At 56.5% G+C, this 13,599-nt stretch carries 14 protein-coding genes; 9 read left to right on the top strand and 5 right to left on the bottom strand.

From position 1 onward, the window contains the following. Window positions 1-711: 711 nt before the first annotated feature. Window positions 712-2,331, top strand: a complete 1,620-nt coding sequence (locus AC2FIT_RS21605) for a GMC family oxidoreductase (protein ID WP_496832364.1) — start codon at window positions 712-714, stop codon at window positions 2,329-2,331. A 3-nt stretch (window positions 2,332-2,334) separates the two neighbouring features. Here the strand turns inward: AC2FIT_RS21605 and AC2FIT_RS21610 are convergent, their stop codons facing one another. Continuing rightward, window positions 2,335-3,180, bottom strand: a complete 846-nt coding sequence (locus tag AC2FIT_RS21610; protein ID WP_496832366.1) for an SDR family oxidoreductase — start codon at window positions 3,178-3,180, stop codon at window positions 2,335-2,337. Between the two features lie 89 nt (window positions 3,181-3,269). Here AC2FIT_RS21610 and AC2FIT_RS21615 point away from each other — a divergent pair, with 89 nt between their 5' ends. After that, a complete protein-coding gene (locus AC2FIT_RS21615) occupies window positions 3,270-3,902 on the top strand; it encodes a class I SAM-dependent DNA methyltransferase (protein WP_496832368.1) in 633 nt (210 codons plus the stop codon). A gap of 4 nt (window positions 3,903-3,906) precedes the next feature. Here the strand turns inward: AC2FIT_RS21615 and AC2FIT_RS21620 are convergent, their stop codons facing one another. Beyond that, window positions 3,907-4,896, bottom strand: a complete 990-nt coding sequence (locus AC2FIT_RS21620; RefSeq protein WP_496832370.1) for a sterol desaturase family protein — start codon at window positions 4,894-4,896, stop codon at window positions 3,907-3,909. 11 nt (window positions 4,897-4,907) lie between these two features. Next, on the bottom strand, window positions 4,908-5,663 hold the full coding sequence (locus AC2FIT_RS21625; RefSeq protein ID WP_496832372.1) for a class II aldolase and adducin N-terminal domain-containing protein: 756 nt from the start codon (window positions 5,661-5,663) through the stop codon (window positions 4,908-4,910). 116 nt (window positions 5,664-5,779) lie between these two features. Between AC2FIT_RS21625 and AC2FIT_RS21630 the strand changes: the two genes are divergently transcribed. From AC2FIT_RS21630 to AC2FIT_RS21645, 4 genes are all read left to right on the top strand, one after another. Beyond that, complete coding sequence (locus AC2FIT_RS21630; protein ID WP_496832374.1) at window positions 5,780-6,655, top strand: LysR family transcriptional regulator; 876 nt, start codon at window positions 5,780-5,782, stop codon at window positions 6,653-6,655. A 144-nt stretch (window positions 6,656-6,799) separates the two neighbouring features. Beyond that, window positions 6,800-8,602 carry an adenine deaminase gene (gene ade, locus AC2FIT_RS21635; protein WP_496832376.1) on the top strand — a complete coding sequence of 601 codons (1,803 nt, stop codon included), beginning with the start codon at window positions 6,800-6,802 and terminating at the stop codon, window positions 8,600-8,602. Continuing rightward, window positions 8,599-10,062: an AMP nucleosidase gene (locus AC2FIT_RS21640; RefSeq protein WP_496832378.1), complete on the top strand. Its 1,464-nt coding sequence runs from the start codon at window positions 8,599-8,601 to the stop codon at window positions 10,060-10,062. The genes ade and AC2FIT_RS21640 overlap by 4 nt, the downstream gene beginning before the upstream one ends. Window positions 10,063-10,192: 130 nt before the next feature. Further along, window positions 10,193-10,480: an HU family DNA-binding protein gene (locus AC2FIT_RS21645; protein WP_068341148.1), complete on the top strand. Its 288-nt coding sequence runs from the start codon at window positions 10,193-10,195 to the stop codon at window positions 10,478-10,480. Between the two features lie 60 nt (window positions 10,481-10,540). On the opposite strand, the gene AC2FIT_RS21650 is transcribed toward AC2FIT_RS21645, so the two are convergent. Then, window positions 10,541-10,774, bottom strand: a complete 234-nt coding sequence (locus AC2FIT_RS21650; protein WP_496832380.1) for a hypothetical protein — start codon at window positions 10,772-10,774, stop codon at window positions 10,541-10,543. 331 nt (window positions 10,775-11,105) lie between these two features. On the opposite strand from AC2FIT_RS21650, the gene AC2FIT_RS21655 reads away from it, so the two are divergent. After that, window positions 11,106-11,993 (top strand): DMT family transporter, encoded by an 888-nt coding sequence (locus tag AC2FIT_RS21655; protein WP_496832382.1) that lies wholly within the window; start codon window positions 11,106-11,108, stop codon window positions 11,991-11,993. On the opposite strand, the gene AC2FIT_RS21660 is transcribed toward AC2FIT_RS21655, so the two are convergent. Further along, window positions 11,969-12,490 (bottom strand): glutathione peroxidase, encoded by a 522-nt coding sequence (locus AC2FIT_RS21660; protein WP_496832383.1) that lies wholly within the window; start codon window positions 12,488-12,490, stop codon window positions 11,969-11,971. The genes AC2FIT_RS21655 and AC2FIT_RS21660 overlap by 25 nt on opposite strands. Window positions 12,491-12,633: 143 nt before the next feature. On the opposite strand from AC2FIT_RS21660, the gene msrB reads away from it, so the two are divergent. Both msrB and msrA read left to right on the top strand, forming a co-directional pair. Next, window positions 12,634-13,080, top strand: coding sequence for a peptide-methionine (R)-S-oxide reductase MsrB (msrB, locus tag AC2FIT_RS21665; protein WP_496832384.1), 447 nt, complete (start codon window positions 12,634-12,636; stop codon window positions 13,078-13,080). Then, on the top strand, window positions 13,080-13,589 hold the full coding sequence (gene msrA, locus AC2FIT_RS21670; protein ID WP_068341134.1) for a peptide-methionine (S)-S-oxide reductase MsrA: 510 nt from the start codon (window positions 13,080-13,082) through the stop codon (window positions 13,587-13,589). Before msrB ends, msrA begins: the two co-directional genes overlap by 1 nt. The last annotated feature ends 10 nt before the right edge of the window (window positions 13,590-13,599 follow it).

The raw sequence follows: 13,599 nt of genomic DNA on the forward strand, positions 1-13,599 counted from the left end.
AACCCACAACCAAAGATGCCCCCAGTCTCTCCCGAGCGTCCCACCGTCTCTCCGATGCGTCACCGCCGTCTCCAGCGTCCCAGCAACCGCCTCAGCAGCGCCGGTGAAGGGGTATTTACGGATTAGGTCTGGGACCTGCAACCCCCATTTTGAAAAAACTTCACATTTCTCAAACGAAAACCATTAAATGTAATTAAGTCAATTAGTTAAACTGACGTTTTTCACTGTGAAGCCGCCAAAGCACTGCTTTAAGTGGGTGAACAGGCGACCTTTCAGCAGAATCGTACCCAATGCTTGGTATACACAAAAGCCTTGCGCCACGGAAAACGCCGACCGAGGTGAAGTCACGGACGATTTTAGTAAAGACAACATCAAGCTCTTTGGCGTTCTCTCAAAACCGTTTTCGAGATTGGGTCATCAATCGCGCCCATGCTCATCTTCGTATCAGCGGCCATCAATCCTATCTTGTCCCTCTATGTGGTCCCAGACCAACGAAAACACGAAGGCTGTGTTTCATGGCAGTTCTGCAGTTTGAATTCGGGACAACTTCGGCGGAGGCCCGGGCTACACTCGGTTCCGCAACTGCGTCCCTATATAACCTTGGGTCACAAGGCATTTGTGGAGATTGTGTTTTTTCGCAGTTACGCCACTCTCTGATCAGAAGGACAAGGCGGGCAGGACCATGCCCGACCCAGCACCAAGGAGAGCGGAATGGAATTTGACTATGTGATCGTCGGCGGCGGGTCAGCAGGTTCTGTTCTGGCAAACCGACTGAGCGAAGACCCCGACACCCATGTTTGCCTGCTTGAGGCCGGCGGGCGTGGCGACGGTATTGTGGTGCGGATGCCCGCAGCCGTGGTTGCTGCGCTGCCGGGGCGGCCAAAGATCAACAACTGGGCTTTGGAAACTGTGCCACAGCAAGGGCTGAACGGGCGCCGCGGGTATCAGCCGCGCGGCAAGGTGCTGGGCGGGTCCAGCGCGATCAATGCAATGCTGTACATCAGGGGGCAGCGTCAGGACTATGACGGGTGGGCCGAACATGGCTGCACCGGATGGGACTGGGACAGCGTCCTGCCCTATTTCAAACGATCCGAGAATAATGAGGATGGTGCAGATGACCTACATGGCGACAGCGGTCCGCTTCATGTCTCACACCAGAAAGAGCCCCGCCCTATCACGCATGCGTTCATTGAGGCGGCTGAACAGATGCAGCACCGCCGCAGGCGAGATTTCAACCGCGGCGACAACGAAGGCGTTGGTCTTTACCAGGTTACGCAATTCCACGACCCGGCGCGAAACGGTGAACGTTGTTCTGCCGCTGCAGCGTATGTCCATCCGGTGATGGAGCGTCCGAACCTGACGGTCATAACTCATGCCCACGCCAAGGAACTGACGTTTGACGGGAAACGCGCAACCGGTGTGGTTTACAAAAAGAAAGCAAAAGGCGCAGACATTACGGTTACAGCGCGGCGCGAGGTGCTGATCTGCGCCGGAGCCTTCATGTCGCCGCAATTATTGCAGCTTTCAGGGATCGGGGCGGGCGCGGACTTGACCCGACATGGCATCGCCGTGCGTCACAATCTGCCCGGCGTTGGCAAGAACCTGCAGGATCATCTGGATTTCATCCTGTCCTATAAAACCAGGGATACCGACAATTTTGGGATCGGAGCGTTTGCTACCGCCAACCTGCTGCGCCACCTGTGGCGCTGGCGTCAAACTGGAGTTTCAATGGCGGCCACGCCCTTTGCAGAGGGGGCGGGGTTCCTGAAAACGTACCCGAATCTCGATCGACCCGATATTCAGCTTCACTTCGTTATCTCGCTGGTCGATGATCACGCCCGAAAGCTGCATTATGGCCACGGGTTCAGTTGCCATGTCTGCAAGCTCCGCCCCGAAAGCCGGGGGACCGTCGGGCTAACCAGCTCCGACCCGTTTGCGCCACCGGCCATTGATCCAGCCTTCCTGTCCGATGATCGTGATCTGGAGACGATGATCAAAGGTGCGCGCATGATGCGCGACATCATTCAGGCACCTGCCCTTGAGAAATACCGGCATAAAGAGATGTTTGGGACCGATACCGCCCAGACAGATGCGGATTGGGAAGGACATATCCGAGACAGAGCCGATACGATTTATCACCCCGTGGGAACATGCAAGATGGGTGTGGATGATATGGCCGTAGTTGACCCCGAATTGCGCGTGTACGGGATCGAGGGGCTGCGGGTCCTCGATGCTTCGGTTATGCCAACTCTGGTCTCAGGCAACACCAACGCACCGACCATTATGATCGCCGAAAAGGCGGCTGACCTGATAAAGGCCGCTGCGCGTTAAAGGTTAGCCATCGCTCATCAGTGCCTGCAACCCGGTGCGATAATCCGGGTACAGCAGGCGCACGCCCAGTTCATCCTTGATACGGTCATTCCTGACGCGCTTGTTCTCGCTATAAAAGCTTCGGGCCATGGGTGTCAGGTCAGCTTCGTCAAACGGCACTGCCGGGGGCAAGGGCAGCCCTTGCAGTTCAGCCGCATAGGCGATCACATCTTGCGGCGGCATCGGTTCATCATCGCACACGTTGTAAACCGCGCCCGGATTCGGCGCGGCCATCGACGCTGCAAGAACTTGCGCGATATCTGCCACATGAATGCGTGAAAACACTTGCCCGGGCTTTATGATGCGACGCATCCCGACACGCTTGAGCTTGGAAAACGGGCCGCGACCGGGGCCATAAATACCGGCCAGCCGAAAGATATGTACGGGCAGTTCCGGGATGCCAAGCCATTGTTGCTCAGCCTCCAGCCGCCATCTGCCCCGCTTGGCCGTCGGGGTGGCCGGCGTGGATTCGTCCACCCATGCGCCCTGATGATCGCCATAGACTGCTGTAGTCGACAGATATCCGACCCATTGAAACTGCGCAGCCCTCGCGGCGATTTCTTCTTTCAAAACCGCCAGAACCGGATCGCCCTCAGCATTCGGTGCGGTCGAGATCAACAGATGCGTCACCCCATTCAAGTCCGGAGATTGCCCCGGCCAAACGAAAGGCTCCGCGCCGGATGCGCGAATCGTTTGGAATTGGGCCGGATCGCGTGTGGTCCCGCGAATGGTCCAGCCTTGGGGTGACAACAGGCGGGACAAAGCCTGTGCCGAATACCCGTGGCCGAAGGAAAAAAGAGTACCTGACATGGTGCCCTTGATGATCCGCAATCCCAGTGGATGCAAGCATCTGCGTCAGAATACTTGATCGAATCCTTCGATGCGACTTTCATTGAGGCATGAGCGATAAAACACCCAACCTGCACGCCGCCTACGCGCTGGACACTCCGGAAGACCACAAACGGCTTTATGCCGAATGGGCCGGAGATTATGACGAAGGCTTTGCCGCGCTTGAAGATTATCAGCTGCATAACCATACAGCGCGCGCGTTTGTGGCCGCTGGCGGCCAGGGGCCGGTTCTGGATGTAGGTGCAGGTACGGGCTTATGTGGCGCGATTCTGGCTGGGCTGGGCGTTGGTCCGATTGATGCAACTGATATCAGCGCCGAGATGCTGGATCAGGCCATGCGCAAGGCCATCTATCGACACGCAATCGAGGCCGATCTGAACCAGGGCATTCCGGCCCCGGACAACAGCTATGCGGGCATTGTTTCGTCTGGCACGTTCACCCACGGTCATCTGGGCCCCGAGGCCCTGCCCGCCTTGCTGCGCATCGCCCGGCCCGGCGCGCAATTCGCGTTGTCGATCAATGCAAAGCACTATGAAAAGATGCGCTTTGCGGAAACCCTGCAAGAACTGGCGCAGGGCGAGATACAAAACCTTACCCTGCCAGAGGTACGTATTTACGGCGAACTCGCCGCCGGGCCTAACAAGGATGACACGGCGCTGATTGCTTTGTTCGAACGGACCTGACCCCTTAGGTATACATCTGCTTTTTGAACGCGCGGGTGCGGGTCGTCGCTTCGGCGGTGCCGTCGTGATAGGTGCCAAACCATTTGTCGAACGGAATCTCGGAGGTGCCATAGTTGCACTCGAAATACCGGTGATGCAGTTGATGAAAGAAATCACCGGCGCGGGCGGCATCGGTGTTTCCAGCCCTCAGCTTTTCGAATCCGGAATGCGACAGAACAGGGCTGATCTGCTGGAAATACGTGTGGAATAACACGTGCAGCGGATGCGACGGCACGATCAGGTGGATAAAGTAGCCAGAGAAATATAGCAGGTTCTCGTACCAGTGGTTCGAAATGCCCGACCACGGCCCGATGTTCACATTACGATGATGCACGGCATGGACGTGTTTGTAGAGCTTGGGGTGATGCGCCAGACGATGCACCCAGTAAAAATGCAAGCCTGACCACATCGGAATGAATGCCATCCAGACAACACACCAAACCGGCGCGCTGGCCCAGGCCATGGTGGGCACATATCCGTTGGCCATCGCCCAATAAATGATCCACTGATACACGGTCGCCACAGTCATCGCACTGCCAAGCGTCCACCAGATATTGTCCCAGACCTGATTGCGGAAGGTGAAGTTGCCATTGTTCCGCGTCAGGTCCCGGCGGTCGAATTTCTTGTACATGCCCTGTCCTTTGCGCACATACAGCCACCAATGAAGACCGCCCGCGATCAATATCTGCGGCACCATGTTCAGCAGCCAGATGCGAAACATCCAGCCCGGAGCAAAGCTTTGCATTGTCTCTAACGAAGGGAAAAAGAATACGTATGCTGTTACGGCCAGCACCATGCACAGCGTCAGTGACGTGATTTGCAACCACGCACCGCTATACCATTTCAAAACAGCACTAGGGCGAGGGGGCCAACTGAACAACGGGTTCAACCCTACCGGCCCTTTCGGGTGATAGTGCCAGCGGGCAGTTTCGGGATCCTGTGAGGCTTCGGCCATGTCGATACCCTTTATGTGGCGTAATCGGAGCCTTCGGCATCCAGCAGAGCTTTGATCTCGCGCAGATGCGCTTCGGCCTGATCGGGATAGTCGTCCAATTCCTGCGCGGTCTTCTCGGCGATCGCGTCGGACAGCACACGCAGGGGTTGGCCGGTTTGAAGCGCGCGGATATAGGTCTCCGCCGCGCGCTCAAAATAGTAGAGGCGATTGAACGTGTCCGCCGGGTCGCTGCCGATCACCAGAACCCCGTGGTTGCCCATGATCATCACCTTCTTTTTCGGGTCCGACAGCATTGAGGCACAGCGCGCACCTTCGCTTTCAAAAGCAAGCCCGCCAAATTCATCATCAACCACATACCGGTTGAAGAACGTCGCCGTGTTCTGATCAATCGGTGGCAAAGTGCTATCTGACAGAGACGCCAGAACAGTGGCAAAGATTGAATGCACATGCATCACGCAGCGCGCATGCGGGCATTGGCGATGGATCGAGCCGTGCAGCCCCCATGCCGTGGGGTCCGGGGCACCGGATTGGGACATGACATCCGGGTCATTGGCGTCAAGCAACAACAGATTCGACGCCTTCACGCGCGCGAAATGCATCTGGTTGGGATTCATCAGGAACTGTGTTCCCTCGTCATTGACAGCCAGGCTGAAATGATTTGCCACGCCTTCATGCATGTTCAGCCGCTCTGTCCAGCGGAAAGTCGCGGCCAGATCCACTCGTTCGGTCCAGTAGTCGATATTTGGGCGCAGGTTTGTGACGGTCATTGGCGTCTCCGATCAGGCTGGCAAGTGTTGTGGGAAAGGGTGCCTTGGCAACCAGAGTTTGACCAACGAAAAATACGCAGGTAGAGCATTAGCTAAACTAATGGAAAGGTTATGTCATGCAGACACCGCTTCCGCCGCTTGGCTGGCTGCGCACATTCGAAGCTGCAGCGCGCCATATGTCCTTCACCGGTGCGGCCCGTGACCTGAACATGACCCAAAGCGCGGTCAGTCAGCAGATAAAGTCTCTTGAAGGGTATCTGGGCCAGCCCTTGTTCCTACGCCGGCCACGAGCGCTGGAACTGACCGAGGCAGGCATCACTTATCTGCCTGTTGTGCGTGACGCTTTCCGGACACTGATGCGTGGCACACAGGCGGTCACGGGCGCGCAGCAAAATGCTGTTCAGGTCCAAAGCAACATCAGTTTCGCTGTAAACTGGCTGGCTCCGCGCCTGCCAAAGTTCAGGACCGAGCATCCCGAGGTGCAACTGAACATCTTCACCGAACTTTGGGAACCCCGCGAAATGGCCGAGGGGGCTGCGGTTGAGATTCGCTATTCGCTGCGACCATCCGATACAGTGCGGACAGAATTGCTGCGGACCGATTACTATTACCCGGTCTGCGCGCCGGGCTATCAGGTGACGTTGGATACATTACAACAAAAACCACTATTTGATTGCTCCAACCTGATGTCCAATTGGATGAATTGGGTCCAAGACCAGGCTCTAACATGGGAAAATCCGCCAATTGTGTACTCAACCACCTATCTGGTTAGCTTATCCGTTGCGATGTCCGGCGGAGGGCTGTGCCTGAGCCATGACACCATCGCGCGCGACCTGATTGAGCAGGGACGGCTGTGGGCACCCTTTTCCTATCGTGCCGAAATGCCCGAGGCCTATTACCTGCTGCTTTCGCCCCAGGCCGAAGAAACTCCGGGCGCTGTCGCGTTTGCCGATTGGATTCGCCGTGAGATGCAGGTGGACCAACTACGGTAATCAAGGGTGCTCCCGTCCATCGTCGATACCGCTGCGCGACATCTCCTCTGGTTGGGCCCGGCAGCGCTGACGCGCTGCGCGACGGTTTCACGATAGCTGTTCGACGGGGGTTGCACCTTTCTCAGCATTCGGGAAAGTTGCGTCATGGAATACACATCCTTCCCAAGCTGGCCCGATGTTGCCCCTCGTTTAATTGCCGTCGCCGCAGGGCGAGAGGCTGCGGATATGGTCATCCGTGGCGGCATCTGGGTAAATGTGCACAGCCGTGAGACCTTGCCCAACCACGATATCGCCATCGCGGCAGGGCGCATCGCATTTGTTGGACCGGATGCATCCCATTGCGTGGGTCCTGATACACAAATCATCGAGGCGCAGGGCCGTTATATGTTGCCCGGCCTTTGCGACGCACACATGCATATCGAATCGGGCATGCTGACCCCGGCCGAATTTGCCCGTGCGGTGATTCCTCATGGAACCACATCGATGTTCACGGACCCACATGAAATCGCCAACGTGTTGGGGCTGGACGGTGTACGCATGATGCATGACGAAGCACTGATGCAGCCCGTCAACATCTATACCCAAATGCCCTCTTGCGCGCCTTCAGCACCGGGGCTTGAGACAACTGGGTACGAGATCACGCCCGAGGACGTCGCCCAGGCGATGACCTGGCCCGGTATCATTGGGCTGGGTGAGATGATGAATTTCCCCGGTGTCATCCAGGGCGACCCCAAGATGCTGGCCGAAATCGCAGCCACACAGAACGCTGGCAAAACAGTGGGCGGACACTATGCATCACCTGATTTAGGACCAGACTTCGCAGCTTATGTGGCCGGAGGCCCAGCGGATGATCACGAAGGGACATGTGAGGCTGACGCAATTGCCAGAGTTCGGCAAGGGATGCGGTCGATGATGCGACTGGGCTCCGCCTGGTATGATGTCGAAAGCCAGATCACGGCCATTACTGAAAAGGGGCTGGACCCGCGGAGCTTTATTCTTTGTACAGATGACTGCCACTCGGGCACGTTGGTCAATGAAGGGCACATGAACCGCGTTGTACGCCATGCAATTGCCTGCGGCTGTGATCCGCTTGTGGCTTTGCAGATGGCGACAATCAACACCGCAACCCATTTCGGGCTGGAGCGTGAGATCGGCTCAATCACTCCGGGACGACGAGCTGATGTGGTGCTGAGTTCGGACCTGACGGAACTGCCCATCGAAATGGTCATCGCCCGTGGTCAGGTGGTGTCCGAGAACGGCGCGATCACAGTCGACTGCCCACATCTGAACTGGCCAGACACCGCACGCAACACCGTGCATCTCGGCCACGCACTGACAGAAACAGATTTCGAAATCAAAGCGCCCGTTGGTGCCAATCGTGTGCAGGCCAATGTGATTGGCGTAGTTGAAAACCAAGCACCCACAAAGGCACTGAAGGCCGAGCTTCCGATCATTGGCGGGCTGGTCGAGGGGGAGGGAGATGTTTGCCAGATCGCGCTGGTCGAACGTCACTGCGCGACCGGGGGCGTGACAAATGCCTTCGTTTCGGGCTTTGGGTATCAGGGCAAAATGGCGATGGCCTCTACCGTAGCGCATGACAGTCACCACATGATCGTGGTCGGCACCGACCGCGAGCAGATGGCACTGGCCGCGAACCGTCTGGCCGAGGTCGGCGGCGGTATCACTATTTACCGCGATGGCGAAGAATTGGCCTTGGTCGAACTTCCGATCGCGGGCTTGATGTCAGACAGCCCGGCAACCGATGTCGCGGCAAAAGCGGAACAGATGGTTGCTGCAATGCAGGCTTGCGGTTGCCAATTGAACAACGCTTATATGCAGCACTCACTGTTGGCCCTTGTCGTGATCCCCGAGCTGCGGATTTCCGACCTTGGTCTGGTGGACGTGCGGACATTTCAAAAGATTGACCTTCTGGAACCCCTTGCATGACGATTATAAGAACACCTGATGTTCCGACCCCGGAAACATTCAAAGACCCCGCTGAAGCAGTTGCTCATCTGGAAGAGCTATATACCCAAGCAATCCAATTCCTCTGTGACAGCTTTTCGGAAGCAATGGATGGAGAGGCACCAACTGAGCGCTACAGGGCGTATTACCCAGAGATTCGCATCAAGACCTCTTCTTATGCGCAGGTCGACAGCCGACTGAGCTTTGGTCATGTATCGGAACCGGGCACTCATGCGACGACTGTCACCCGCCCCGATCTGTTCCGCTCATACCTGACGCAGCAGATCGCGCTGCTGATCAAGAACCACGACCAACCTGTGACAATCGGCGCATCCGATACGCCGATTCCGGTGCATTTCGCCGTGGCCAACAATCCAGACCTCGTGGTTCCACATCAGGGAGCGGCCGGTTTCACGTTGCGCGATGTGTTTGACGTACCGGATCTGACCTCAACCAATGACGACATCGTCAACGGCGTCCATGATGCCGAGGACAAGCCTGGACCGCTTTCGCTGTTCACTGCGCAACGGGTAGACTATTCGCTTGCGCGGCTCTCACACTACACCGCAACCGACCCCGATCATTTTCAGAACCACGTTCTTTTCACCAACTACCAGTTCTACGTATCCGAGTTTGAAAGCTACGCCCGTGCGCAAATGGCGAACCCCGATAGCGGCTATACCAGCTTCGTCTCGACCGGAAATGCCGAAATCACGGACCCCGATGGCGTGATTGAGCAACCTTTGAAACTGCCGCAGATGCCCACCTATCACCTCAAGCGCGCCGATGGATCCGGGATTACGCTTGTGAACATCGGGGTTGGTCCGTCGAATGCCAAAACTGCCACCGACCACATAGCCGTGCTGCGCCCGCATGCCTGGCTTATGGTCGGCCATTGTGCCGGGTTGCGAAACACGCAGGCGCTGGGGGATTTCGTTCTGGCCCATGCCTATCTGCGCGATGACAAGGTTCTGGACGATGATCTGCCGGTCTGGGTGCCGATCCCGCCGCTGGCCGAGATTCAGGTGGCGCTGGAACAGGCCGTGGCCGAGGTCACGGAACTGGAAGGCTATGAACTCAAGCGGATCATGCGAACCGGTACAGTTGCCTCGGTCGACAACCGCAACTGGGAATTGCGCGACCAGTCTGGCCCGGTGCAGCGACTCAGCCAATCCCGCGCGATTGCGCTGGATATGGAAAGCGCCACCATTGCTGCAAACGGCTATCGGTTCCGGGTGCCCTATGGCACTTTGCTGTGTGTGTCAGACAAACCGCTGCATGGCGAACTAAAGCTGCCCGGTATGGCTTCGGCGTTTTATACCACTCAGGTCAGCCGTCATTTGGCGATTGGAATACGAGCGATGGAACACCTGCGCGGCATGCCGCTGGAGCGTTTACACAGCCGGAAATTGCGTTCGTTTGACGAAACAGCCTTTCTCTGACGCAAAAAAGCAACGAAACCCCCCTATTTTTAGGGTTTTCAGCGCTACTATTCGTTGTGTTTGACCACAATATCCCGTTACAGTTACGCGGTGAGGCCCAATCTATCGGGCACGTTAAGGAGACCAAGAAATGGCAAAGCCTATGACAAAGACTCAGCTGGTTGCTGCTCTCGCTGAGGAAATGGGAACCGACAAGAAAGCCGCCAACAGCGCGCTGGAGGCTATCACTGGCCTGATTACCCGCGAAGTATCGGCTGGCGGTGCGGTGACCTTGCCTGGCGTCGGCAAAATCTATTGCCGCGAGCGCCCCGAGCGCATGGTGCGCAACCCTGCCACTGGCGAGCAGTTCAAGAAAGAAGCCGACAAAGTGGTCAAGATGACCATAGCGAAGGCGCTTAAGGACAGCGTCAACGGCTAATCGCAGGCAGCATGAACAATGATAAAGGGCCACCCGATCGGGGGCCCTTTTTCTATGGTGTCAGTGCAAGCTCAACAACACTTCCAGATCGCGGCGGCTGAGCCGGTTCATCAACGTACGTTCATCCGCCGTCAGCTTTGCGTCGCCACGAATATATTTCTCAAGATATGCCGCAATGTCGCTAGTTGGCCTGTAGTACAAGTCCGGAGATGACTGACTGAGTTCGTCAACAAGCCGCAGCAGGATCTTCTTCTGCTTTTCTGCATCAAGGTCTTTGCGTTTTTCTTCCAGCATTCTGTGGTTTTCCCAATTGCTTTTATCGAAAGATAGCGTAGCGGCTGGCGCTGCCAACTCTGGTCCGCAAAACAAACCGGGCGACTGCACTTTGCTTTCGTTAAGGGCTAAGTCATTAAGCGGTGCCTACCTTTCGGAAATGCAGATTGGGGCCCGTAGGCATCACGTGGTGAATCCCAGGTTTTGCTTGCGTTCGGATTGCGCTTTAACCGCAAGGCCCACCAACAACATCGTGACGTAAATACGCGCCCCGCAGGCATGTTTTTTACCCAAGGATGCTTGCGACCCACCTGAAAATCAGAAAAAGTCCCACCGAAGTAACGGGGGACCAATGGATTTTCGCGCAATCGCCATGGGGCTGATTTTTGCCTTCATCTGGTCGTCAGCCTTCACCTCGGCCCGGATCATCGTCACAGATGCATCACCATTGTTTTCATTGGCGCTGCGGTTTTTGATCTCGGGTATCCTCGGGGTCCTCATTGCCTGGGTAATGGGACAAAGCTGGCATCTGACACGATCCCAATGGCGTGCAACGATTTTGTTCGGTATCTGTCAAAACGCCCTTTATTTGGGTCTAAACTTCTATGCAATGCAAACGGTCGAGGCTTCGGTTGCGGCAATAATCGCGTCCACCATGCCCTTGCTGGTGGCATTTGCGGGTTTTCTGTTTCTGGGCGAAAAGTTACGACCGGTCGCGGTACTAGGCTTGTTTGCCGGATTCGCAGGCGTCGCTCTTATCCTGAGCACCCGCATCGGCGGTGGTGTCGATCTATTCGGCGTTACACTGTGCTGCATAGGCGCTCTGGCGCTGACATTCGCAACGCTCACCATTCGCGGCGCCACATCAGGTGGGAACTTCATGATGGTGGTCGGGTTACAGATGCTGGTGGGGTCGGCGGTCCTGTTTGTTGCCGCGCCCATGTTTGAGACAATATTTGTTCACCCAACTGTACCCCTTGCGCTGGCTTTCACATATACGACGCTTTTCCCCGGTCTGCTGGCCACTCTGATCTGGGTGTTGCTGCTGGATCGGATCGGCGCGACCCGTGCCGCAACCTTCCATTTCCTCAATCCGGTGTTCGGCGTCAGCATCGCGGCGATCCTTTTAGGGGAACAACTCGGCCCGCTGGATCTTGTCGGGGTGGGGATCACCACCTTGGGCATTCTGGCTGTGCAGCTTTCGCGGCAGCCATCTCAGGGAAGCACGGCCTCGACCTGACGCAGCAGCTTTGACGAATCCGGCCGGACACTCGATCCAAACGTGGCAACGACAGAGCCATTTTGATCAAGTAGAACCTTGTTGAAATTCCAACGCGGTGCGAACCCGGTCTCAGCCAGAACTGCCTTGTAAAAAGGGTGCGCATCCGGCCCGATGACCGGTGTGATATCGGTCATCGGCAGGGTCAGTCCAAAATTCACCTCGCAAAATTGCTTAACGTCTTCGGCCGAGTTCAGCTCTTGATTGAACGAATCCGACGGCACGGCCAACACGACCAACCCACGATCCGAATACTCTTCATGAACTTGTTGGAGTGCTTCGTACTGGCCCGTAAATCCACATTGCGACGCCGTGTTCACCACTAGAACCGCCTGGCCTCGCCAATTCTCTATCGACAATGTGCCCCCGTCGATCGACGGGAATTCACCACTCAACTGTGACGCTTGAACGGTGCGACCAATCAGGATTAAAGCGGTCAAAAGAAGTACACGAACCATTTCTACCCCTCCGATATACTGAGTATACGCAGTAAGCGCCCACGTGGATCATACACACGACACCGCGAGGCCGCTGAAATGGGCTTTTTATTTCCTCTTTGGCGCACCAGATTACATATCAGTCAAACCAAGCGGGAGGAACCATGACGCGTTTCACCAAATCCAGTGAAGCCATTGCTGCCTTGACACCCGAACAGCTTCGCGTGACGCAACGCAACGGCACTGAACGTCCGGGAACGGGCGAGTACCTGCACAACAAGGAACCGGGCATCTACGTGGATATCGTATCAGGTGAGCCACTGTTTGCCTCCACCCACAAATACGAATCCGGGTGCGGCTGGCCCAGCTTTACCAAGCCAATCATTGATGAACACGTGTTGGAAAAATCTGACACAACCCTTGGAATGGTGCGGGTCGAAGTACGCTCGAAACACGGGGACAGCCATCTGGGCCACGTGTTTCCTGATGGGCCGCGCGAGCATGGCGGCCTGCGATATTGCATCAACTCTGCCGCGCTGCGGTTCATTCATCGCGATGAGATGGAGGCCGAAGGGTACGGCGATTACCTGAACCATGTGGAGGATATCTGATGACCGAAGAACGTGCCGTACTGGCCGGGGGCTGTTTCTGGGGCATGCAGGACCTGATCCGCAAATTGCCGGGGGTGTCGCGCACCCGTGTCGGCTATACGGGCGGTGACGTACCAAACGCAACTTATCGCAACCACGGAACCCATGCCGAAGGGATCGAGATCTTTTTCGATCCAACAAAAATCACCTATCGCGAATTGCTGGAGTTCTTCTTTCAGATTCACGATCCAACAACGCTGAACCGTCAGGGCAACGATCGCGGGATGAGCTATCGTTCGGCGATTTACTATGTTGACGACGCGCAGAAACAAGTGGCCCTGGACACGATTGCCGACGTGAATGCCAGCGGGTTATGGCCAGGCAAGGTTGTAACCGAAGTCGAGCCTGTCGGTGATTTCTGGGAGGCCGAGCCCGAGCATCAGGACTATCTTGAGCGTATCCCGAACGGCTATACCTGCCATTTCCCACGTGCAGATTGGGTTCTGCCCAAGCGCGACGCGGCAGAATAGTGGCGCAGCC

Source organism: Ruegeria sp. YTSA135 (genome assembly GCF_059610165.1).

Excerpts from the sequence above, each read along its gene's own strand:
- AC2FIT_RS21605 (WP_496832364.1), top strand. The coding sequence starts at position 712 with ATGGAATTTGACTATGTGATCGTCGGCGGCGGGTCAGCAGGTTCTGTT.
- AC2FIT_RS21610 (WP_496832366.1), bottom strand. The coding sequence starts at position 3,180 with ATGTCAGGTACTCTTTTTTCCTTCGGCCACGGGTATTCGGCACAGGCT.
- AC2FIT_RS21615 (WP_496832368.1), top strand. The coding sequence starts at position 3,270 with ATGAGCGATAAAACACCCAACCTGCACGCCGCCTACGCGCTGGACACT.
- AC2FIT_RS21620 (WP_496832370.1), bottom strand. The coding sequence starts at position 4,896 with ATGGCCGAAGCCTCACAGGATCCCGAAACTGCCCGCTGGCACTATCAC.
- AC2FIT_RS21625 (WP_496832372.1), bottom strand. The coding sequence starts at position 5,663 with ATGACCGTCACAAACCTGCGCCCAAATATCGACTACTGGACCGAACGA.
- AC2FIT_RS21630 (WP_496832374.1), top strand. The coding sequence starts at position 5,780 with ATGCAGACACCGCTTCCGCCGCTTGGCTGGCTGCGCACATTCGAAGCT.
- ade (WP_496832376.1), top strand. The coding sequence starts at position 6,800 with ATGGAATACACATCCTTCCCAAGCTGGCCCGATGTTGCCCCTCGTTTA.
- AC2FIT_RS21640 (WP_496832378.1), top strand. The coding sequence starts at position 8,599 with ATGACGATTATAAGAACACCTGATGTTCCGACCCCGGAAACATTCAAA.
- AC2FIT_RS21645 (WP_068341148.1), top strand. The coding sequence starts at position 10,193 with ATGGCAAAGCCTATGACAAAGACTCAGCTGGTTGCTGCTCTCGCTGAG.
- AC2FIT_RS21650 (WP_496832380.1), bottom strand. The coding sequence starts at position 10,774 with ATGCTGGAAGAAAAACGCAAAGACCTTGATGCAGAAAAGCAGAAGAAG.
- AC2FIT_RS21655 (WP_496832382.1), top strand. The coding sequence starts at position 11,106 with ATGGATTTTCGCGCAATCGCCATGGGGCTGATTTTTGCCTTCATCTGG.
- AC2FIT_RS21660 (WP_496832383.1), bottom strand. The coding sequence starts at position 12,490 with ATGGTTCGTGTACTTCTTTTGACCGCTTTAATCCTGATTGGTCGCACC.
- msrB (WP_496832384.1), top strand. The coding sequence starts at position 12,634 with ATGACGCGTTTCACCAAATCCAGTGAAGCCATTGCTGCCTTGACACCC.
- msrA (WP_068341134.1), top strand. The coding sequence starts at position 13,080 with ATGACCGAAGAACGTGCCGTACTGGCCGGGGGCTGTTTCTGGGGCATG.